Origin of the sequence: Nonomuraea muscovyensis (assembly GCF_014207745.1) — a bacterium.
Lineage (GTDB): Bacteria > Actinomycetota > Actinomycetes > Streptosporangiales > Streptosporangiaceae > Nonomuraea > Nonomuraea muscovyensis.
In genome coordinates, this window is sequence record NZ_JACHJB010000004.1 from 373,768 (window position 1) to 395,073 (window position 21,306).

A 21,306-nucleotide genomic window follows, 5' to 3' on the forward strand; every position below is an offset into this window, starting at 1 on the left:
TCACCTGAACAGGACAACCCGTATGGGTTGGCGATCTATATCACGATTTTTCAGTACATAAGGTCAAGATAAAGATTGGGCCTTGCCAAGATCGGAGGGCCGGTTTGAGATGGCGACGAACTCGTCTCTGCGAAGGGGCAGACCGTGTCGCGAACCTCAGCCCTCGCCCTCGCCGTCGTCCTCGGCCTGGGCACGTCCCTGGCAGCCGTGGAAGCGCAGGCGGCGACCGACCCGTTACCATCCGCCGACCGGATCGAGCTCTACGAGCTCGACGGCTCGCCGGGCACCGCGCACACCCTCAGGGAGAAGGGTTACGACGTCGTCCAGGAGGAGGCCGGCGCCGGCAAGGAGCACGTCGAGCTGACCGCGGCCCAGGCCGACCTCGAGGGGCTGCGCAAGCTCGGGCTCAAGCCGGAGCCCGTGCGCAACACCCGTGGCCAGACCCAGTTGGAGGCCGCCAAGGCCCAGGCGGCGGGCGGCTACACCATCTGGAGGTCCTACTCCGAGCCCGGCGGCATCGCCGACCAGCTCAAGGCCATCGCGAACGCCAACAAGGACATCGTCAAGCTCCAGTCCATCGGCAAGTCGCTGAAGGGCCAGGACATCCTCGCGGTCAAGGTCAGCAACCTGGCCAGGACGCTGCCCGACGGGCTCAAGCCCGCCACGCTCTTCTCGGCCACGCAGCACGCCCGCGAATGGATCGCCGCCGAGGTGGACATGCGGCTGCTGAAGCACGTGGTGGCCAACAGGACGGCGCTTCGCGACCTGCTCACCAGGACCGAGCTGTGGTTCGTACCGGTGGCCAACCCCGACGGCTACGACTTCACCTTCACCGAGGGCAACCGCCTGTGGCGCAAGAACCTGCGCGACAACAACGGCGACGGGAAGATCACCACCGGCGACGGAGTCGACCCCAACCGCAACTTCCCCACGAACTTCCACTACGACGAGGAGGGCTCCTCGTCCATCCCGAGCAGCGAGACCTACCGCGGCGCCGGCCCGGCCAGCGAGCCGGAGACCAAGGCCATGGACGGGCTGCTCAGGCGCGTCGGCTTCGAGATGCAGCTCAACTACCACTCGTACGGCCCGCTGCTGCTCTACCCGATCGGCGTGCAGATCGCCACGGAGACGGCCGACAACCCGATCTACGAGGCCCTGACCGGCACCGACGACCGGCCGGCGGTCCCGGGCTTCGACCCCGACCTCGGCGCGGAGCTGTACACGACGAACGGCGACACCAACGACCAGGCGCACTACAGGTACGGCACGCTGTCGTGGACGCCGGAGCTGAACGAGGGCTGTGACGGCTGCGGCTTCGTCTTCCCCGACGACGAGGCGCTGGTGCAGGCCGAGTTCGAGAAGAACCTCCCGTTCGCCCTCGACGTCGCCCGCTCGGCGGTCAACCCCGTCGAGCCGGTCAGCCACCTGGGCAACAGGACCCCGGACTTCGTGCTCGACCCGTTCGAGGTCAGCCACGGCAGGAACCAGGTGGTCCAGGTCAACGCCAAGCGCCGGCTCGGCCCGGTGCTGCTCAACTACCAGGTCAACGGCGGCCGGACCAAGGTGGCCAGGACCGGCGAGTGGAAGGGCGGCGAACGCTACGGCGAGGGCTACGACCGCTACTACCACCGGATGCGCGGCACGATCACCGGCACCAAGCCGGGCGACAGCGTCAAGGTGTGGTTCACCGCGCCGGGCAAGCGAAGCGCCGACTTCACCTACCGGGTCGCCGAGGACATCGGCGGGAAGGTGCTCGTGCTGGCCGCCGAGGACGTGACCGGTATCAGCCCGGTCCAGGGCGGCACCGAGGCCAAGTACGCGGCCGAGTACGTGCGGGCGCTCGACGAGGCCGGTTACACCTCCGACGTGTACGACCTGGACACGATGGGACGTAAGGCGCCGCACCCGCTCGGCGTGCTCAGCCATTACCAGGCCGTGGTGTGGGAGACGGGCGACGACATCATCCCGAGGAGCACCGGCCAGGTGGGCGGCACCGTCGCCAAGGCCGGCGTCGACACCGAGCTGGCCGTGCGCGACTACCTGAACGAGGGCGGCAAGCTGCTGCACGCCGGCAAGTACCCCTCCTACGCGCAGAACGCCAACGGGGCGTACTACTACCAGCCCGACCAACCGGCGCGGCCGGAGTGCACGGAGCCCGGCGACCCGCCGTGCATCCCGGTGTTCAACGACTTCCAGCAGTACTACCTGGGCGCCTACGTGTACTTCGACGACGCGGGCACCGACCACGGCACCGGTCAGCCGTTCGCGCTGAAGGGCTCGGGCGGCCGTTTCGACGGCTTCGCGGCCACGCTGGAGCCCAGCCACACCAACTCCTTCGTGGCCACCTCGGCGATCCTGCCCGCGCAGCGCTTCCCGCGGTTCGCCGCCTCGGCTCCGGTCAAGTGGGTACGGCCGGGCGGCCCGTTCGACCCGCACACCGGTTCCTGGGACGTCTACAGCGGGATCGCCGACGTCTCCTGGAAGCGGCTGACCAAGACCATCGACCTGACCGGCAGGAGCGGGGGCGACCTGTCGTTCTGGACCTCCTACGACACCGAGGCCGAATGGGACTTCCTCACCGTGGAGGCCCGCACGGCCGGCCAGGACGACTGGACCACGCTCCCCGACGCCAACGGCCACACCTCGCAGGCGACCGGCAGCAGCTGCGACCCGCCGAGCGGCGGCGCGGGCTGGCGCGTCATCCACCCGTTCACCCAGCGCTACCAGGGGCCGGGCTGCGAGCCCACCGGCACCTCCGGCGCCTGGCACGCCGCCTCCGGCAACTCCGCCGGCTGGCAGCAGTGGAAGATCGACCTGACCCCGTACGCGGGCAAGCGGGTCGAGCTGTCCATCTCGTACATCAGCGACTGGGGCACCCAGGGCGCGGGCGTCTTCCTCGACGACCTCGCGGTCACGCTGGACGGCGCCACGGCGGAGCAGACGTCGTTCGAGTCCGACCTCGGCGGCTGGGCGGTCTCGGACCCGCCGGAGGGCACCTCCCTCTCGATCAACAACTGGTCCCGCACGGACCAGGTCTTCGAGGAGGGCGGCGGCGTCACCACCAAGGACACCGTCTACCTGGGCTTCGGTGTGGAGAGCCTGACCACGCAGGCCATGCGGACCGACGTGGTGAAGCGGTCGATGCGCCACCTGATCGGAGACCCGCGCTGACCTCCTGATCCCGGCCTCGCGCAGGGGCACGGCAGGCGCCGTGCCCCTCTTGCGCGCATGCACAGAACATGATTCGGTCGCCTTGAGACTGTACGGAAACAAGCAAGCATTCGGTCAAGCAGGAGGCTCACGACATGCGCCAGCACGACACGCTGTACATCGGGGGCGAATGGGTGGCCCCGGCCGGCACCGGAACCATCGACGTCATCTCCCCCCACACCGAGCAGGTCGTGGGCCGCGTGCCCGACGGCACCAACGCCGACATGGACCGGGCCGTCGCCGCCGCGCGCGAGGCGTTCGACCACGGTCCCTGGCCGCGCATGACGTTCGCCGAACGCGCCGAAGTGATCGGCCGGCTGGCCGAGATCTACGCGGCCCGGCAGGCGGAGATGGCCGCGCTCATCACCGAGGAGATGGGCTCCCCCATCACCTTCTCCCAGCTCGCCCAGGCTCCGCAGCCGCTCGGCATGCTCCAGTACTACGCCGAGCTCGGCAGGACGTTCCAGCAGGAGGAGCAGCGGCCCGGCCTGTTCGGGCCGACGACCGTGCGGCGCGAGCCGGTCGGCGTCGTGGCGGCCATCGTGCCGTGGAACGTCCCCCAGTTCGTCGCCATGACCAAGATCGCCCCCGCGTTGCTGGCGGGCTGCGCGATCGTGCTCAAGCCCGCCCCCGAGACACCGCTCGACGCCTACCTGCTGGCCGAGATGGCGCAAGAGGCCGGCCTCCCGGCGGGCGTGCTCAACATCGTGCCCGCCGGGCGCGAGGCGGGCGAGCACCTGGTGTCCCACCCGGGCGTGGACAAGGTGGCCTTCACCGGCTCGACCGCCGCCGGCCGCCGCATCGCCTCCATCTGCGGCGAGCAGCTCAAGCGGGTCAGCCTGGAACTGGGCGGCAAGTCGGCGGCCATCGTCCTGGACGACGCCGACCTGGCCTCCAGCATGGGCATGCTGGCGATCGCCTCCCTCATGAACAACGGCCAGGCGTGCGTCGCGCAGACCCGCATCCTCGCCTCCCGCAACCGCTACGACGAGGTGGTGGAGGCCGTAGCCGGCATGGTCACCTCCCAGCCCGTCGGAGACCCGGCCGACCCCGCCACCGGCATCGGCCCGCTGGTCGCCGAGCGGCAGCGGGAACGCGTCGAGGGCTACATCAGGATCGGCATGGAGGAGGGCGCCAAGGTCGTCGTGGGCGGGCTCGACCGGCCGTACGAGCGGGGATGGTACGTCGCCCCGACCGTCTTCGCCGGGGTGGGCAACGACATGCGCATCGCGCGTGAGGAGATCTTCGGCCCCGTGCTCGTCGTCATCCCGTACGAGGACGAGGCCGACGCCGTCCGCATCGCCAACGACAGCGACTACGGCCTGGCGGGCACCGTCTGGACGGCCGACGCCGACCACGGCATGGACGTGGCCCGGCAGGTGCGCACCGGCACGTACGGGATCAACTGCTTCATGCTGGAGTCGAACGCGCCGTTCGGCGGCTACAAGGCCAGCGGCATCGGGCGTGAGCTGGGCCCCGAGGGGCTCAACGGCTACCTGGAGTACAAGACCATCGCCCGGCTGGGCTGACCCTGCTGCCGCGTCCCGGCAGGGCTCCGGCCTCGTGCCCGGAGCCCTGCTCGCGGTGGACGGCACCCAGCGCGCCCCCGCAACGCTAGGTGCCCGTCCGCTGCCCCGCAGACCACACTGGGCAACCGTCCCGCTACATGAAGTATGTCCTACGGCAACCACCTGCGGCGGTTTCCTTCCCCAAGGACTTCTCCCGGCGGTTTTCTTCCATCCGCCCTAGGTAGACGCATCTCACTCAGGAAAGGTTCGTCGTGATCCATTTTCCGATGCGATGGATGAGCTCGGGGGTGGCCGCGGACTCGGCGTGACCGTACCCGGGCTCGATCCACAGCTCCTTGGGCTCGCGGGCGCCGTCGTAGAGCTGGTGCGCGTGCTCCAGCGGGAAGAACGTGTCGCTGTCGCCGTGCACGACGAGCAACGGCGCCGGTGAGACGAGCCCGGCGGCCTCGTGCGGCGGCATCGGGATCGGGTCCCACCGGCCGCGGGCGATCCTCGTGCGCTTGGCCATCCGGGCCGCCAGCCGCCCGACCGGCTGCTCGATGGCCCAGTGCACCTGCCGCATCGGCTTGGTGCCCCGGTAGTACCACCGGGCCGGGCCGCTCACCGCCACGACCGCGTCGACGCCCCGGTGCAGGGCCGCGTGGCGAAGGGCCACCGCCGCCCCCATCGAGAACCCGACCACCGCGATCCTGTCGTAGCCGACGACCCGCGCGTGCCGGACGGCCGCGGCCACGTCGAGGATCTCAAGATCGCCCACGGTGGACTCCCCGCTCGACCGGCCGTGTCCCCGGAAGTCGAACGCCACTACCCCGCCGTACCCGCTCAGCACGTGCACGATCCGCCGCGCCGTCCGCTCCCGCCACGACCCCGTGAACCCGTGCGCCACCACGATCCCCACCCCGGCACCCCCCTCCCCTCCCCCACCGTCGCCGGGGTGGACGGGCGGAGTGTGCGCGGCGTCGATGCGCACGCCGTCATCGGTGCGGAGCATGACCGGAAAACTGGACGCGAACGGCATGTCCCGAGCCTACGGTCGCCCGCCCACCCCGACCGGCCCCGCCCTCAACCTCCCACCGTCCACACCCACCGCCCACCGCCGCCTCACCCGCCGCAGCGACCCGGACGCATCACCGGCACCCGCCTTCCCGGCTCCGCGCGTCGCCGCCCTCGCCCAGGTCGGCCACGCTCACCACCATCCGCACGTGCGACCCGTCGGCGGCCTCCATGGCCTGCGGCAGGTCGGAGATCATCACCCGCGCGTGACTGGCCAGAATGCGCCTGCGCAGGGCCGAGGTGTCGAGCCCAGGCGGAACCGCCCAGACGACGCCGCCGGCGGCGATCACCGCGTCGGTCGCCACCAGCAGGTCCGGCCCGACCGGCAGGCAGACGAGCACCGGGTCGCCCGCCCGCACCCCGCGGCGTCGCAACCGGACGGACGCGGCGGCCGACCGCGCGTCGAGCTGACCCTCGGTGAGGCCCAGCCCCGTGTCCGAGTCGACCATGACGATGCGCTCACCCATATGCCCCACGGTAAGCAGGGCATCTCATCCCGACATGGGGCGGAATATGCAGATCCCTATGCAGACACCCTCAGGTGCTGGGCCGCCCACACCGCGATCTGCGCCCGGGAGGTGTGGCCAAGCTTGTCCATGATGTTGGCGATGTGCCGCGCCACGGTGGCCGGGCTGATCACGAGTTCCTCGGCGATGGCCCGGTTGGACAACCCCCGGGTCAGCAGTGCGGCGATCTCCTGCTCGCGCGCCGTCAACGGCGAGCGCCGCACCCCACCAGCAAGCCCACCGGCACCGCCCGCCTGACGGCTGACCCCGCCCACACCCCCAGGGGCAGCGCCCACACCGACAGCACCCCCACCGCCGGTGACGCCTTCCACGGCGCCGACACCGCCGAGGACGCCGCCCACCTCCCAGGGCGACTCGCCGTCCTCGCCGCCCGGCCCGGCGGTGCGGCCGGGCACCCCGGCCAAGCCGGGCGTGCCGGCCAAACCGGGCGTGCCGGCCAAACCGGGCGTGCCGGCCGTACCGGATGCGTCCGTCGGCCCGAACGTGCCGTGCGCGCCCGCCGAGCCGGACGTGCCGGAGGCACCGGATACCACGGTCGTATCGGACGTGCCGTGCGTGCCGGCCAGTCCAAGCGCGTCGGACGTGCCGGTCACACCGGGCGAGCCAGACGCGCCGGGCACTCCGGAAGCGCTCGCGCCGGCCGCTCCCGTCAGGCCGGGAGCTTCGGGCACGCCGGTCACGCCGGACGCTTCGGTCACGCCGGACGCGCCCGACAGGCCGGGCGCGCCGACGCCGGGCACCGCGGACACCCTGGTCACGCCGGACAGGCCGGGAGCACCGGCCGCCACGCCGGGCGTACCTGGGGTGCCTGGGGTGCCTGGAGTGCCCAGCGTGCCTGGGGTATCCAGTGTGCCTGGAGTGCCCAGCATGCCTGGAGTGCCTGAGGTGCCTAGCGTGCCTGGAGTGCCTGAGGTGCAGTTCACGCCGGTCGGGCCGGCAGCGCCAGTCAGGGCAGGAGGGCCGGACGTGCCTGGAGTGCCAGGCATACCTGAAGTACCCGGCACGCCCGAAGTACCCGGCACGCCCGAAGTACCCGGCACGCCCGAAGTACCCGGCACGCCCGAAGTACCCGGCGTGCCCGAAGTACTCGGCGTGCCTGGAGTACTCGGCGTGCCTGGAGTGTCCGGTGTGCCTGGAGTGCAGTTCACGCCGGTCGGGCCGGCAGCGCCGGTCAGGACAGGAGGGGCGGTCAGGCCGGGGGGGCGGGTCGGCGGGGCGCTGTCGAGGACGTGGTGGGCGGCGGCGTCGGGGGTCATCGTCATGCCCCGCGACCAGAGCGCCACGGTGCGGCCGTCGCCGAGCTTGGCGCGCGCCCGGGCGAGCAGGCCCTCCGTGCGGCTGCTCGCGCTGTGCTGCCGAATCTCCTCCCGCAGGCCGGCCGCCGCGGCGGCGGTCAGCACGGCGCCCTCCAGGTCGCCCTCGGCCTCGGCCAGCACGGACAGGCCGACCAGGCACCGGGCCACGCCCTGGCGCTGGCCGGTGCGCCTGCTCAGCGCGAGGCTGCGGCCGAGGCGTTGCCTTGCCGCCGCGAACTCGTGCAGCATCGCCGCCACCCTGCCGCCCCGCGCCAGGCAGCGGGCCAGCTCCACGCCGCTGCCCAGCTCGCACAGCCAGGGCACGGCCATCTCGTAGTGGGCCATCGCCGTCACCAGGTCGCCGCGCGCCTCGGCCACCGCGCCGAGCTGCGTCGCCGCCCTCGCCATGATCCACCGGTGGCCGTGCTCGCCGGCCCGCTGCAGGGCCAGCTCGCCGTGCCGCTGCGCCTCGCGCAGCCGCCCGCGGACGAGCGCCACAGCCGACAGCCCGGCCAGCCCGGACGCCTGGTTCCACGGGTCGTCGGCGGCCGTGGCCAGCTCCAGGCCCTGCCGCGCGTGGCGCAGCGCCTCCTCCGGCCGGCCCAGGCGCAGCAGCACCATGACGAACAGGCTGTGCATGACGCCCATCGCGAACGGGCCGGCGCCGTCGAGCCCGTCGATGGCCTCGCGGGCCAGCCGCAGCGAACGGTCCAGCTCGTCGCGCGCCTCCAGCCCGTAGGCGAGGTAGGCCTTGGCCTGGGCCACCTGGTCGTCGGGCACGCCGGACAGGTCGAGGGCGAGCAGCCGCTCGGCCCAGCCCACGATCTCCGTCAGCCCGCTGACCGGCAGCAGGCCCGTGCTGTGGAAGCACAACTGCAACCCGAGCCACGCGTTGCGGGACTCGACCGCCCAGTCGAGCGCCACCCGCACGTCGTCGGCCAGAGCCCGGCCGGCGGTCAGCGCGGCCAGCCTGCGCGGCCACGGCACGCGACCCTCGGCCATCTCGGTGGTGAAGTGGTGTCGCTGCAGCTCGCACAGCACACTCAGGTGGCGGTCGCGTAGGGCGTCACGCTCCCCGGCCGCCTCCAGCCGCCCGGCCGCGAACCGTTTGATGGTCTCCAGCAGCCGGTAGCGTCTGCGGTCCTCGTCGCACTGCACCAGGGACTTGTCGACCAGGCCGCCCAGCAGCTCGACCATCTCCGGCCGGGACAGGGGCGGGGCGGCGCAGGTCCGCTCGGCGAGGTCGAGGTCGAACGCCCCGGCGAACACCGACAGGCGGCGCAGCAGCACCTGCTCGTGGACCGACAGCAGGTCATGACTCCACTCGACGGCGGCGAGCAGCGTGCGCTGCCTGGCGGGCGCCGTCCGCCCGCCCGTGGTCAGCAGGGAGAAGCGGTCGTCGATGCGGTCGGCGATCTGCCCGGGGCTGAGCAGGCTCGTGCGCGCCGCGGCCAGCTCCAGCGCCAGCGGCAGCCCGTCGAGGGCCCGGCAGAGCCGCACGGTGTCGGCGAGGCTCTCCTCGCCCAGCCGGGTGCCCGCGGCGGCGGCCCGGTCGAGGAACAGCCGCACCGCCTCGGCGAGAGGCGCACCCGGACCGGATGCGCCGGGCTCGGGCAGGTCGAGCGGCGGCACCCGCCACACCAGCTCGCCCGCGATGCGCAGCGGCTCCCTGCTGGTGGCCAGGATGCTCAGCCGCGGGCAGCCGGCGAGCAGCCGGGCGCTCACCTCGGCGCACCGGTCGACCAGGTGCTCGCAGTTGTCGAGCAGCAGCAGGCAGCGGGTGTCGCCCAGCCGGGCGGCCACGGTGTCGAGCAGCGGCCGGCCAGTCTCCTCGCGCACGCCGAGGACCCTGGCCAGCTCCTGCTCGACCTGCTCGGCGTGGCCGATCCTGGCCAGCTCGACCAGCCACACGCCCGCCGGGTAGGCGGGCACGAGCCGGGCGGCGACGCGCAGGGCCAGCCGCGTCTTGCCGATGCCGCCGACGCCGCACAGCGTCACCGCGCGCGCGTCGACGAGCAGCCCGGACAGCTCGTCAAGATCTCTGTCACGTCCGACGAAGCGGTTGGGCTCGGCCGGAAGGTTGTGCCTGGGGGGTTGCGGCATGTGGTCACCCTGCGTTGCGGAAGGATCACACTCTCCCACAGTGTCGCACTTCTCACAGGGCCAGCGAACCGGCCAGTGCCCTTTCGTCGACGACACGCAGCGCGGGATCGCCGGACAGCCTCCTCGCCAGCTCGAACGGGGCGACGGCGAGCGTCACGGCGTGCTCGTGGGCCAGCACCCGGCAGCCCGTCAGCGTCGGCTCCTGCGCGACCACCACGTGCGCGCCCGTCATCAGGGCCAGGTCGAGCACGCGCAGCCCCTTCACGATGTCGCTCACCGCCGCGAGGACCACGTCGCCCCTGCCGACGACGACGCGGGCGGACAGCGCGCGCAGGTCGTCGGCCAGCTCGTCGTGGTGCAGGACGCGCCCGCCGTCCACGCCGAGCGCCGGACCGGCCAGCGGCCCGAACTCCACGGTCGCGTCGCCCATCAGCTCGGCGAACGGCGTCGCGCCCGGGATCGGCTCCAGCGAGAACACCCGCTCGACCTCGGCGGCGGGATCCAGGCGGCGGTGGACGATCATCATGCGGGCGCTGCCCCGCGAGCCCAGCACGGCCACCCCGCCCGACCAGGCCACCGAGTGCACCGCGACGGCGAACCCGGCGCCGAGCGGGACGTCGACGAGCACCCGGTCGCCGTAGCGGAGCCCGTGGCGGCGCAGCCCGGCGGCCGATCTGGTGACCCGCCGGGCGAACGCCGCATGGGAGAGGACCTCGCCGGTGCGCACGTCGGTCACCGCGGGCCGCTCCCCGCGTGTCGGGGCCGCCCCCATCACCAGCTCTGTCCAGGTCATGCCGCCAATGTAGGGACCCCAGGCCCCGCGGGCATGCGTACAAATGTGCAACCGCATATGTACGTCAGCCCCCCGGGGACGGGCACCCGCGGGCGGGATCGGTGCGGACGGACGCAGAGGGCATCTGAAGGGATCAACTAGACTTGATGGCGCCGCGCCATCGCGTGGTGGCCCCACGACACAGAGCGAGACCTCATCATGCCTTTGAACAGCCGCGACGACCTGCGGAACATCGCGATCATCGCGCACGTCGACCATGGCAAGACCACACTGGTCGACGCCATGCTCTGGCAGTCCGGGGCCTTCCGCGCCAACCAGGACGTGGACGACCGGGTCATGGACTCCAACGACCTGGAGCGCGAGAAGGGCATCACCATTCTCGCCAAGAACACCGCCGTCCAGCACGGCGGCATGACCATCAACATCATCGACACCCCCGGCCACGCCGACTTCGGCGGTGAGGTCGAGCGCGGCCTGTCGATGGTCGACGGCGTCGTGCTGCTGGTCGACGCCTCCGAGGGCCCGCTGCCGCAGACCCGCTTCGTGCTGCGCAAGGCGCTGGCCGCGAAGATGCCGGTGATCCTGTGCATCAACAAGGTCGACCGGCCCGACGCCCGCATCAAGGAGGTCGTCGACGAGGTCTACGAGCTCTTCATGGACCTCGACGCGACCGAGGAGCAGATCGACTTCCCGATCGTCTACGCCTCGGCCAAGGCCGGCCGTGCCTCGCTCAACCGGCCCGAGGACGGCGGCATGCCCGACTCCGAGGACCTGGAGCCCCTGTTCGACATCATCAAGTCGACGATCCCGGCTCCGACGTACGACCCGAACGCGCCGCTGCAGGCCCACGTCACCAACCTCGACGCCTCCTCCTACCTCGGCCGCATCGCGCTGTGCCGCATCCACCAGGGTGTGCTGCGCAAGGGCCAGCAGGTGGGCTGGTGCCGCACCGACGGCACGATCCAGCGGGTGAAGATCACCGAGCTGCTGATGACCGAGGCGCTGGAGCGCAAGCCCGCCGAGGAGGCCGGGCCCGGTGACATCATCGCCATCGCCGGCATCCCCGACATCATGATCGGTGAGACGCTGGCCGACCCCGACGACCCGCGCCCGCTGCCGCTGATCACGGTCGACGAGCCGGCCATCTCGATGACCATCGGCACCAACACCTCGCCGCTGGTCGGCAAGGTCAAGGGCTCCAAGGTCACCGCCCGCATGGTCAAGGACCGTCTCGACAAGGAGCTCGTCGGCAACGTCTCGCTGCGCGTGCTGCCCACCGACCGGCCCGACGCGTGGGAGGTGCAGGGCCGTGGCGAGCTGGCGCTGGCCATCCTGGTCGAGCAGATGCGCCGCGAGGGCTACGAGCTGACCGTCGGCAAGCCGCAGGTGGTCACCAGGACGATCGACGGCAAGGTGCACGAGCCGGTCGAGCGCCTCACGGTCGACTGCCCGGAGGAATACCTGGGCGCGGTCACCCAGCTCCTCGCCGTCCGCAAGGGCCGCATGGAGCACATGACCAACCACGGCACCGGCTGGATCCGGATGGAGTTCGTGGTGCCGGCGCGCGGCCTGATCGGCTTCCGCACCGAGTTCCTCACCGAGACGCGCGGCACCGGCCTGGTGCACCACGTGTTCGACTCCTACGAGCCGTGGTTCGGCGAGCTGCGCACCCGCAACAACGGCTCGCTGGTGGCCGACCGCTCCGGCCCGGTGACGGCGTTCGCCATGCTCAATCTGCAGGAACGCGGCACCCTGTTCGTCTCCCCCACCACCGAGGTGTACGAGGGGATGATCGTCGGCGAGAACTCCCGGTCCGACGACATGGACGTCAACATCACCAAGGAGAAGAAGCTCACCAACATGCGCTCCTCCACCAGCGAGGAGACCGAGAAGGTGATCCCGCCGCGCGTCCTGTCGCTGGAGCAGGCGCTGGAGTTCATCCGCGAGGACGAGTGCGTGGAGATCACGCCCGACGCGGTGCGCATCCGCAAGGTCGTCCTCGACGCCGCCACCCGCAACCGCACCGCCGCCCGGGCCAAGCGCGCCTGACCGGAGCCGTCCGCCGCCCGCAACCGTCACGCACTGTCCCGAGCCGCCTCGCGCCGTCACGGCGGGGGCGGCTCCGGCGTTCGGGGCGCCGGGACAGCACACGGGCACGCGGGCGCGGTCACGGGCACGCGGTCACGGTTCGGCTCGGCCGGTGGCCCAGGCCCAGGCCGCGACGGCGACCCGGTTCCGCGCGCCGGTCTTGCGCTGGACGGCCGCGACGTGGTTCTTGACCGTGCCGGGAGAGAGGAACAGCTCGGCCGCGATCTCGGCGTTGGTCCTGCCCTGCGCGACGAGCCTCACGACCTCGTCCTCGCGCTCGGTCAGGACGACGTCCGGCTGTTGCCGCGGCAGGCCGCGCTCGCGCAGCAGCCGGACGGTGAGTTGCGGGCTGATGAGCATGTCGCCGTTCATCGCGGCCCGGATCGCCTCGACGAGCAGCGCGGGGCCGGATCGTTTGAGCACGAACCCGGAGGCGCCGTGCCGCAGCGCGGTGTGGACGTACCCGTCGAGCCCGAACGTGGTGACGATCACCACGTGGATGCCGGTGCCGGCCAGGGCGCGGGTCACCTCGATGCCGTCGGCTCCGGGCATGCGGATGTCGGCGAGCACCACGTCGGGCCGGATCGCCGTGGCGGTGTCGATCGCGGCGCGGCCGTCGGCGGCCTCGCCGACGACGGTCATGTCGGGCTGGGCGTCGAGGATGATGCGGAAGGCGCTGCGGATGCCCTCCTGGTCGTCGGCGATGAGGATGCGGGTGGGCACTCCAGCGATTGTGCCAGTGGCAGGCGGGCCGTCAGCGACCAGCCGTCCGGCAGGGCCCGCGCGACGAGCTCGCCGCCCTGCGCCTGGACCAGCTCGGTCAGGCCGGGCAGACCGGTCCCGCCCCTCCTGCCGCCCCGCCCGCCGCCGCGCGTGCGGCCGACGCCGTCGTTGGTCATCGTGAGCTCCAGGGCGCCGGATCCGGCTGTGACGTCCAGCTCGACCCGCCTCGCCCGGGCGGCGTGCCGCCGGACGTTGTTCAGTCCTTCGATCACGATGCGGCAGGCCAGGGCGGCGGTGTCGGCCGGAGCCGTCACGGCCGGGTCCATGCGCAGATGGACCCGCGCCGGGCCGGCGGCGGAGAAGCGCTCGGCCGCCTCGCGGATGCCGTTCAGGTCACCGGCGGCGGTGAGGGGCCGGTCGTGGTGCAGCGTGTCCAGGGTGCGGTCCAGCATCGACAGGGCCCGCTGGCCCGCGGCCTCGACGCGTTCGAGGGCCTGCGACGGGTCTCCGCCGGCCCGGCCCGCCTGGGCGTGCGCCACCATCTCGCTGATGTCGTGGGCGAGGAAGTCGTGCAGGTCCCTGGCCAGCCGCAGCCGCAGGACGGTGCGCATGCCGGCCATGGCGCGCTCCTGGCGTGCCTCAAGAGCACGCAGGTAGGCCCCCACCGCGGCGGCCAGCACCGCGCCCAGCCCCCAGAACGCGGCCGCGCCCACCCCTTCCAGCGGCGAGGCGGGCGTGAAGAAGCGCAGCAGCCAGACGGCCGAGGCCAGGCCCGCCGCCAGCGCGGCCGGCGCGGCCCGCCGGGCAGGCACGTGGCGGACGACCAGGCCGGCCAGCGCCATGAGCGCGACGCTCTCGATCATCCCCAGCGCTTCGGCGCCCCACGCGGGGCGCGCCATGCCGGCGACGTGCGCCAGGGTGACGGCCGCCGAAACGGTCGCGGCCACGCAGGTCGGCACGGGCAGCCGCGGCCTGAACCGCGGCCGGCACGACCCGGCCACCGCCACCGCGACGGCCGACGACACCGACACCAGGGCGGCGACCCACATCCAGCTCACCGGAGCAACTGTACGTCCGGGTGAGATCCGCCTCCAGGTGCCGAACGGCACGTTCGCCGGTGGCGAGGGGTGCCGAACGGCATCTGGCCCGGCGCCCCGGCGGCCCGCGACGCTGATCTCATGAAATCCCTCATTTCCGGCCGGCAAGGCCATGCGGCGGCGTTGTGGGCGCTGGCCTACGGCCTGCTCGGCTCGGCATGGGCACTCGGGATGCCCGGCTTCCCCTGGGGCGCCTCCGACCCCGACCCGGACGGCGCACTGTCCGTCCTGGCCGGCACGACGCCACGTTTCGGCTGGTGGATCGCGGCGTTCTCACTGCTCACCGCGTTGACGGCGGTGGCGCTGGCCCGCGGGGGCGGTGGCCGCGCTCCCCTGTTCCTGGCCTGGCCGATCGCCGCGCTCCTGGTCCTCGTGGTCCCCGACTCGCGCCTGATGATGGGCGTCGCCTACACGCCGCTGCTGCTGGTGGCGCCCCTGTTCGGCTGGAGCCTGGGCGGCGCCTCGTTCGCCGACGCCTGGCCATGGCCCGTGCTCAACCAGCTCGTCTGCGTGCTGGGCGGGCTGCTGCTGGCCGCCGCGGCCGTGGCCTACGGCCGCGGGCGGAACCGCCCGAGCTGGTTCACCCCGGATCGGGGACGCAGGGCCGTGTACGTGGCCGTCGTGGTGCCGCTGGTGTACTGCGCCACCCGGTGGGCGTGGGCCCTGGGCATCCCCCTCGGCGTGAGCCCGGAGTTCCTCGCCGAGGGCGAGCGGGGCCTGTGGCTGGCGGGCGCCTACCTGGCGACCTTCGGCGCGCTCGGCGGCGTGCTGACCTTCGGCCTGACCCAGCGATGGGGTGAGGTCTTCCCGCGCTGGATCCCCGGCCTGCGCGGGCGGCGGGTGCCGCCGTCGCTGGCGGTCGTCCCCGCCGGGTTCGTCTCGATCATCGTCACCGTGGCCGGGCTGACGTACGTCCGGTGGTCGGTCGCCGGCCGGTTCGCCCTGGCCGAGTGGGGCGCCTGGCTGCCGGAGTGCCTCTGGCCGATCTGGGGCGCCGCGCTGGCCACCGCCACCGTCTCCTACCACCTGCGCCGCAAGCACGACGCGCAGCCCTGTACCCGCACGAACTCCGTCGAGCACGGACATCTTGACAACTCCCGTGACCACAACGTTACCGATTGAGTGCGAACATTCGCGCTCCCGCGTGGATCATCCCCACTGTGGGGAATCTCCGGATCGTCCTTGCGTTCGGGCTGGCTCTGCTCTCGCTGGGGGCCGTGGTGTGGTGCACGGCGGCGGCGCGGCCGGTGGGCGACCCCCCGCGGCCGACGGCCACCGTCCCGCCCGATCCGTGGGAGCCGGTCACGAGCCCGTCCGGGCTGGAGACGTCGCCCGAACGTGAGGCCACCACCGAGGTGACCGTCGCCAGGGCCGTGGACGCCGACCTCGCGGGAGTGCCTGACGGTCGGCTGGACGAGCGGCGGCGGCAGGTGAAGGTGTCCGTCACGCACCGGCTGCTGATGGACGCCGACGACGAGCTGGTCGCGACCCTGCGGCGGGGCAGCGGGTTCCCGGAGGGCATCCAGCGCTTCACCGACGACGGGTTCGGGCCGCTCAAGGTGGGCGGGACCATCCTCGCGCCGACGACGAGACGTGCTCCGGTGCTGACCACGGTCGACGGGCGGACCACGGTCGAGTTCAGGGTGACGCTGCTGCGGCAGCTGGAGCCGGACGACCTGCTGGAGCTGTCGTTCGGGGCGCCCACCACCAGCCCGCCTCTCGTCGGCGAGCGCGTGGTGACGTTGCTCCCCGGCGAGTGGAGCGTGCTGCGGACGTGGGGCGTCCTGCCGTCGCGCGAGGAGCCGGAACGGCTGGAGTTCCGAGCGGGGGCGCACTCGGCCGACGTGACGCTGGCCCACGAGCTGCACGGGTTCCCCGACGTGCAGCGGGAGGACGACTTCTCGTGGGAGACCGCGCTCGGCGTGCTGACCGCCGTGGTGATGGTGGCGCTGCTGCTGCGGGCGCTCGGCCTTTCGTGGTGGGAGCGGGTGCCGAACCGCGAGCTGGCCGTCGGCCTGGCCCTGGCCGCCCCGGCGATGCTGGTCACGATCGTGGCGACGGAGTGGAAGCCGGTCGCGTACGTGATCCTGTTCTTCGCGGTGCCGTTGCTGGCCGTACGGCACGCGGGGCGGTCCCTGCCGACGAGCCCGCCCTGGACGGTCCGCGACCTGCTGGGCGCGACCGCGCTCGGCGTGCTGCTGGCCGTGGGCATGCTGTCGTGGTCGTGGGTGCACGGGCAGTTGCCCGGCCGGACCCTGGTGGCCGGCGCCCTGGTGGCGGCGCTGGCGGCGGCCGGCGCGGCGGTGGGGTTCAGCGCCGACCTCGGTGTCCGCATCGTGATCGTCCGGCTGGCGGTGCTGGCCGCGGGCGCGGCGGTCACCGTGCTGGCGCTCGCCCTGTGGGCCAAGGCGCTGCTGACCGGGGCCTACCCGCCCGACAGCGTCCGGCTGGTGCTGGCCCTGGCGTGGGCGCTGATCCCGTTCTCCGCCGTCGCCGTGGCCACCCGGCAGTGGACGCACGGGGGGCTGCTGGCCGCCGTGACGGCGAGCCTGCTGGTGCAGGGCTGGCCGACGGAGTGGCTGGACGCCGGGTCGTGGAGCCTGCCGCTGCTGTCGGAGGCCGCGCCGCCGAGGATCGGCTTCCTGGTGCTCGACCCCATGACGCGGGGGCTGCTCGGGCTGCTGCTGCTGGGGTTCGCCCTGCTCGTGCTGCGGCTGCGGCGCCTCGGCGACACGGTCTCGGCCATCAGTCACCCGTCGGCCGAGGCCACCATGATCGTCTGCCTGATGGTGCTCTACCTCACCCCGCGGGGCAGCATCCTGATCGCCGGCAGCAACGTGCCGCTGCCGCTGCTGTCGATCACCTCGGTCGTCGCCTGGATCGCGGTCCGCTCGCTGCTGGTGACCCCGCACCCGGCGATCGTCGAGCCGACCTCCGCCGACGAGCACCGGGAGCTGGTCAGGAAGGCCCTGCACAAGCGGCTGCTGCTCGTCTCGGAGCAGGAGCTCTACCGCATCGGCCGGGGCAGGATCGGCGCGGGCGAGATGTCGATGGCCGAGTTCGACGGCCGGCGCCACGACCTGGAGGAGGCGCTGCGGCTGCAGGGGCGCGACCCGGAGACGGCGTTCGCCACGGCCGCGGGCTGCCCGCCGTGGGTGAACGGCGTCCACGGTTTCGTCGTCGGCCTGCTGCTGAGCATGCCGTTCGCGTTCCTGTACGGCTGGCCGTCCGGGGTGGACCTGAGCAGCTTCGTCTTCGACACCCGCTATCTGCTCACGTTGCCGGCCTTCGGCTTCCTGTTCGGCTACTTCTACCCGCGTGTCCGCGGCACCCAGCCGATGACCAAGGCGCTGCACCTGATGGCGGCCGCGCTGCTCACGGAGCTGTCCGGGTACGTCTCCACGCTCGTGGAGCCCGACATCGGGGTCATGGACAAGGTGCAGGCGGTGGCCATCGTCGGGGGTCAGGTGGCGCTGGTGTGCATCGGGCTCGGGCTGACCTGGGAGTGGCGGCTGATGCACCTGGCGGGCGAGCCGTGGGGGCGGGTGCGCAACGTGCGCAGCCTGCGCAGCCTGGCCACACCGCTGCTGGCGATCGTCATCGCGGCCGTCACCACGGCGGCCACCTCGGCGGCCGGTCAGACGGTCGAGCGCATCCTCCAGGGCGACGACCACCTGACGGGCGCTCCGAGGTGAGCACCACGCCGCACGCCCTTGCCTCCCCTCGCGGCTCCCACCCCGTCAGCGGCGGGGCAGCTCGCTCCCCCGTACGTGCGCGCACAGCCAGTCGACCAGCGGCTCGAAGGCGCGCCAGCTCTCGCGCACCCGCTTCACCACCTCCCCGGTGTGCACCCACGGCTCCGGCTCGAAGCGGCGGCCGGCGTACAGCGACCGATGGCGCAGCAGCTCGATGCGCGGATGGTCGTCGGTGAAGCCGCGCGGCCTGGTCTTGAGCCGGTCCCCCTCGACGGCGTAGCCGGCGGACCTCAGCGCGGCGACCACGGCCTCCAGCGGCCGGCCGGTGAGGTCCTCGTCCACGGCCGCGCGGTAACGGGCGACCTGGTCGGAGGCCTGGCTGTAGAGGCCGCCCGCCGCCCGGATGCCGTCGGCGTCGATCTGGACGTAGAGCCCGATGCCGGGCTGCCTCTCGACGAAGGCGCCTTGGTGGGTCTTGTACGGCGACTTGTCCTTGGCGTAGCGGACGTCACGGTGGGGCCGGAACAGGTGGGCCGTCCCGAACTCTCCGGCCAGTTCCTCGGCCAGGGCGAGCATGGGTGCCCGCACGGCCTCCTCGTAGAGGTGCTTGTGGCGGGTGAAGTAGGTCTTGGAGTTGTCCGCCTCAAGGCCCTCGTAGAACAGGAAAGCCTCGTCGGGAAAGCCGCTGAAACCCATGCGTCCAAGCCTGCCACGCCGCACCGGCGGTCAGCGCTTCGCGGCCGACGCCCGCCGCCCCCCGCCGGCCAGCTCGGACACGGTGACGAACCGGTAGCCCCGGCGGGAGAGCCGGTCGAGGACTCCGGTCATGGCCCTGACGGTGGCGCGGTGCAGGTCGTGCATGAGCACGACCGAGCCGGGCGAGGCGCGGGCGGCGCGCCGCGTCACGTCGGCGGGATCGCGGTCGCGCCAGTCGCGCGTGTCGACGTCCCACAGGATCTGCGCCATCCCCTGGCGACGGGTCTCGCGCGCCACCCTGCCGTCGGTCATCCCGTACGGCGGGCGCATGACGCGCATCCGCACCCCGGTCAGCCGGCGTACGAGGTCACCGGTGCGCAGCAGCTCGCGTCTGAGCCGGTCGTCCGGCAGCGCGGTGAGCGCCGCGTGGCTCCAGGTGTGGTTGCCCAGCTCGTGGCCCTCCTGGGCGATGCGCCGGACCAGCCCGGCCCGACCGGCGGCCACCATGTGCCCGACCACGAAGAACGTCGCCCGCGCCCGCCGGGCGCGCAGGAGGTCGAGCAGCCTGCCGGTGTGCGGACCGGGCCCGTCGTCGAAGGTGAGCGCGACGCACCTGTCGCGCCGGCAGTCGGGCGCCGGGGCGGGCCAGCCGGGCTGCATGGCGGCCAGCCGCCTGGCCAGCAGGCCGAGGTCGACGACCTGCGGCGGACGCGACACGGGCATGCTCGGGGGTCGCGGCGCGCAGGCCCCGCCGACCAGCAGCACGACCAGCAGCGCGGCCAGCGGCACGACCAGCGGCCACCCGCGATTCCTCGGCCGGTTCATCCCCTCACAGTGGGATATCGGACCGGAGTCCGGTAAGGCGACGCGCCAGCCTTATGGCATATCCGCTCCTGATCCGTGCCCGGATGCCGACGTTCGGGAGCGGAAGGCGTCATTGGTCGGGTGCCTCCCGAGGCTCGGCGACGGCCATGATGAGCCGCAGCTCCTCCTCGCCCGCGTTGGCGTAGCGGTGCGGCCGGTCGGCGGCGAAGAGCACGGCCGCGCCCGCCCTGACCAGGTGGCTGCGGCCGTACACGATGAGGGTGAGCTCGCCGGTGAGCACGGTGAGCATCTCGCGGGTGCCGGGCGGGTGGGCGTCGCCGTCGTGGTGCTCGCCGGGGGCGATCCGCCAGTCCCACAGCTCCAGGATCATCGGCGAGTCGGCGCCGACGAGCAGCCGCGCCTGCGTGTTGCCCTGCTCGAAGGTGACCACGTCGGCCTGCTCGACCACCCTGACCACCGGGACGTCGGACACCTCGACCAGTCTGGCGACGGTGACGCCGAGGGCGGAGGCGATGCGGGTGAGCGTGGAGACGCTCGGGTTGGTCCGGCCCTGCTCGACCTGGACCAGCATGCCGCGGCTGACGCCGGACCGGGCGGCCAGCGCGTCGAGCGTCAGGCCGCGGTGCGAGCGCTGGGCCCTGACGTTGTTGGCGATGGCCTGGGTGATCGTCTCCGGGTCCTCCATGGAGTCCAGTGTAGTGACAAGGATTTGCACTGTGGTGCACTCTATGTGTTGTACTAGAAGTGCAATCCATTGAACTACGGACGGGTGACGACGTGACCGCGGTGGTCCTGGCGACGGCATGCGCGCTGGTGTACGGAACGGCCGACTTCCTCGGCGGGCTGGCCACCCGCCGCTCCAGGGTGCTGCCGGTCGTGGCGCTCTCGCAGACCGCCGGCCTGGCCCTGATCCTGGCGCTGCTGCCGCTGTTGCCCGGTGCCCTCAGCGGCCAGGCGCTGCTGTGGGGCCTCGGCGCGGGCCTGGCCGGCGCGGGCGGGCTGGTGCTGTTCTACCGGGCGCTGGCCACGGGCGTCATGTCGGTGGTCGCCCCGGTCGCGGCGGTGACCTCGGCGGCGCTGCCGGTGCTGTTCGGACTCGCCACCGGAGACCGGCCGGAGCCGATGGCGCTCGCCGGGGTGGCGCTCGCCCTGGGCGCCGTGCTCCTCGTCAGCCAGGACCGGTCGGCCGCCAGGGGCGGCTCGTTCGCCTCGGTGCTCGTCGCGCTGGCGGCCGGCGCGGGCTTCGGCGGCTTCTTCGTGCTGCTCGCCATGGCTCCCGACGGCTCCGGCCTGTGGCCCCTGGTGGGCGCGAGACTGTCGTCGGTGACCCTGGTCGCGCTGATCGCCGTCACCACCGGCCGCGCGCTGCGGCCCGGCCGCGGGGCGCTGCCGGTGATCGCGGCGGCCGGCATGCTCGACATGGCCGCCAACGTGCTCTACCTGCTCGCCCAGCGCCAGGGCATGCTGAGCCTGGTGGCCGTGCTGGTGTCGCTCTACCCGGCCAGCACCCTGCTGCTGGCCAGGCAGGTGCTCGGCGAGCGGCTGCACCCGATCCAGATCACCGGCGTGGCCTGCGCGCTCGGGGCGGTCGCGCTCATAGCCGTTGCATAAGAGGCAAGCGCTTGCTACCTTTCGGCCGTGCGCCCTCGCCGGCCTCGACCTGACAGCGAGT

15 protein-coding genes are annotated in these 21,306 nt (G+C 72.7%); 6 read left to right on the top strand and 9 right to left on the bottom strand.

Annotated elements, in window-relative coordinates; translation table 11 throughout:
• Positions 1-144: 144 nt before the first annotated feature.
• Together FHU36_RS39530 and FHU36_RS39535 are read left to right on the top strand one after the other, a co-directional pair.
• Complete coding sequence (locus FHU36_RS39530; RefSeq protein ID WP_185089231.1) at positions 145-3,171, top strand: M14 family metallopeptidase; 3,027 nt, start codon at positions 145-147, stop codon at positions 3,169-3,171.
• A gap of 134 nt (positions 3,172-3,305) precedes the next feature.
• Entirely contained in the window at positions 3,306-4,739 is a 1,434-nt protein-coding gene (locus FHU36_RS39535; RefSeq protein WP_185089232.1) for an aldehyde dehydrogenase, read from the top strand.
• 235 nt (positions 4,740-4,974) lie between these two features.
• Here FHU36_RS39535 and FHU36_RS39540 read toward each other — a convergent pair whose 3' ends face one another.
• The 4 genes from FHU36_RS39540 to FHU36_RS39555 form a co-directional block, all read right to left on the bottom strand.
• Positions 4,975-5,730, bottom strand: coding sequence for an alpha/beta hydrolase (locus tag FHU36_RS39540; protein WP_185089233.1), 756 nt, complete (start codon positions 5,728-5,730; stop codon positions 4,975-4,977).
• A gap of 136 nt (positions 5,731-5,866) precedes the next feature.
• Positions 5,867-6,259, bottom strand: a complete 393-nt coding sequence (locus FHU36_RS39545; protein ID WP_185089234.1) for an AMP-binding protein — start codon at positions 6,257-6,259, stop codon at positions 5,867-5,869.
• Between the two features lie 56 nt (positions 6,260-6,315).
• Complete coding sequence (locus tag FHU36_RS45275; protein WP_246503234.1) at positions 6,316-9,717, bottom strand: LuxR C-terminal-related transcriptional regulator; 3,402 nt, start codon at positions 9,715-9,717, stop codon at positions 6,316-6,318.
• Positions 9,718-9,769: 52 nt separating this feature from the next.
• Positions 9,770-10,510, bottom strand: a complete 741-nt coding sequence (locus FHU36_RS39555) for an AMP-binding protein (protein ID WP_185089235.1) — start codon at positions 10,508-10,510, stop codon at positions 9,770-9,772.
• 198 nt (positions 10,511-10,708) lie between these two features.
• Between FHU36_RS39555 and typA the strand changes: the two genes are divergently transcribed.
• Positions 10,709-12,559, top strand: coding sequence for a translational GTPase TypA (gene typA, locus FHU36_RS39560; protein ID WP_185089236.1), 1,851 nt, complete (start codon positions 10,709-10,711; stop codon positions 12,557-12,559).
• Positions 12,560-12,691: 132 nt separating this feature from the next.
• On the opposite strand, the gene FHU36_RS39565 is transcribed toward typA, so the two are convergent.
• The gene (locus FHU36_RS39565; RefSeq protein WP_185089237.1) at positions 12,692-13,321 is read right to left on the bottom strand and encodes a response regulator; all 630 of its coding nucleotides are present in this window, start codon (positions 13,319-13,321) and stop codon (positions 12,692-12,694) included.
• The gene (locus FHU36_RS46660; protein WP_312892216.1) at positions 13,237-14,370 is read right to left on the bottom strand and encodes a sensor histidine kinase; all 1,134 of its coding nucleotides are present in this window, start codon (positions 14,368-14,370) and stop codon (positions 13,237-13,239) included. Before FHU36_RS46660 ends, FHU36_RS39565 begins: the two co-directional genes overlap by 85 nt.
• Positions 14,371-14,499: 129 nt before the next feature.
• Between FHU36_RS46660 and FHU36_RS39575 the strand changes: the two genes are divergently transcribed.
• Together FHU36_RS39575 and FHU36_RS39580 are read left to right on the top strand one after the other, a co-directional pair.
• Positions 14,500-15,540, top strand: coding sequence for a hypothetical protein (locus FHU36_RS39575; protein WP_185089239.1), 1,041 nt, complete (start codon positions 14,500-14,502; stop codon positions 15,538-15,540).
• 38 nt (positions 15,541-15,578) lie between these two features.
• The gene (locus FHU36_RS39580) at positions 15,579-18,113 is read left to right on the top strand and encodes a hypothetical protein (RefSeq protein WP_185089240.1); all 2,535 of its coding nucleotides are present in this window, start codon (positions 15,579-15,581) and stop codon (positions 18,111-18,113) included.
• Positions 18,114-18,158: 45 nt separating this feature from the next.
• Here the strand turns inward: FHU36_RS39580 and FHU36_RS39585 are convergent, their stop codons facing one another.
• The 3 genes from FHU36_RS39585 to FHU36_RS39595 form a co-directional block, all read right to left on the bottom strand.
• The gene (locus FHU36_RS39585; protein ID WP_185089241.1) at positions 18,159-18,809 is read right to left on the bottom strand and encodes a DUF2461 domain-containing protein; all 651 of its coding nucleotides are present in this window, start codon (positions 18,807-18,809) and stop codon (positions 18,159-18,161) included.
• A gap of 30 nt (positions 18,810-18,839) precedes the next feature.
• Complete coding sequence (locus FHU36_RS39590; RefSeq protein WP_246503235.1) at positions 18,840-19,634, bottom strand: polysaccharide deacetylase family protein; 795 nt, start codon at positions 19,632-19,634, stop codon at positions 18,840-18,842.
• Between the two features lie 109 nt (positions 19,635-19,743).
• A complete protein-coding gene (locus tag FHU36_RS39595; RefSeq protein ID WP_185089242.1) occupies positions 19,744-20,319 on the bottom strand; it encodes a helix-turn-helix domain-containing protein in 576 nt (191 codons plus the stop codon).
• A 92-nt stretch (positions 20,320-20,411) separates the two neighbouring features.
• Here FHU36_RS39595 and FHU36_RS39600 point away from each other — a divergent pair, with 92 nt between their 5' ends.
• Positions 20,412-21,245 carry an EamA family transporter gene (locus FHU36_RS39600; RefSeq protein WP_185089243.1) on the top strand — a complete coding sequence of 278 codons (834 nt, stop codon included), beginning with the start codon at positions 20,412-20,414 and terminating at the stop codon, positions 21,243-21,245.
• The last annotated feature ends 61 nt before the right edge of the window (positions 21,246-21,306 follow it).

Excerpts from the sequence above, each read along its gene's own strand:
- FHU36_RS39535 (WP_185089232.1), top strand. The coding sequence starts at position 3,306 with ATGCGCCAGCACGACACGCTGTACATCGGGGGCGAATGGGTGGCCCCG.
- FHU36_RS46660 (WP_312892216.1), bottom strand. The coding sequence starts at position 14,370 with ATGTGGGTCGCCGCCCTGGTGTCGGTGTCGTCGGCCGTCGCGGTGGCG.
- FHU36_RS39540 (WP_185089233.1), bottom strand. The coding sequence starts at position 5,730 with ATGCTCCGCACCGATGACGGCGTGCGCATCGACGCCGCGCACACTCCG.
- FHU36_RS39585 (WP_185089241.1), bottom strand. The coding sequence starts at position 18,809 with ATGGGTTTCAGCGGCTTTCCCGACGAGGCTTTCCTGTTCTACGAGGGC.
- FHU36_RS39595 (WP_185089242.1), bottom strand. The coding sequence starts at position 20,319 with ATGGAGGACCCGGAGACGATCACCCAGGCCATCGCCAACAACGTCAGG.
- FHU36_RS45275 (WP_246503234.1), bottom strand. The coding sequence starts at position 9,717 with ATGCCGCAACCCCCCAGGCACAACCTTCCGGCCGAGCCCAACCGCTTC.
- FHU36_RS39555 (WP_185089235.1), bottom strand. The coding sequence starts at position 10,510 with ATGACCTGGACAGAGCTGGTGATGGGGGCGGCCCCGACACGCGGGGAG.
- typA (WP_185089236.1), top strand. The coding sequence starts at position 10,709 with ATGCCTTTGAACAGCCGCGACGACCTGCGGAACATCGCGATCATCGCG.
- FHU36_RS39545 (WP_185089234.1), bottom strand. The coding sequence starts at position 6,259 with ATGGGTGAGCGCATCGTCATGGTCGACTCGGACACGGGGCTGGGCCTC.
- FHU36_RS39575 (WP_185089239.1), top strand. The coding sequence starts at position 14,500 with ATGAAATCCCTCATTTCCGGCCGGCAAGGCCATGCGGCGGCGTTGTGG.
- FHU36_RS39590 (WP_246503235.1), bottom strand. The coding sequence starts at position 19,634 with ATGAACCGGCCGAGGAATCGCGGGTGGCCGCTGGTCGTGCCGCTGGCC.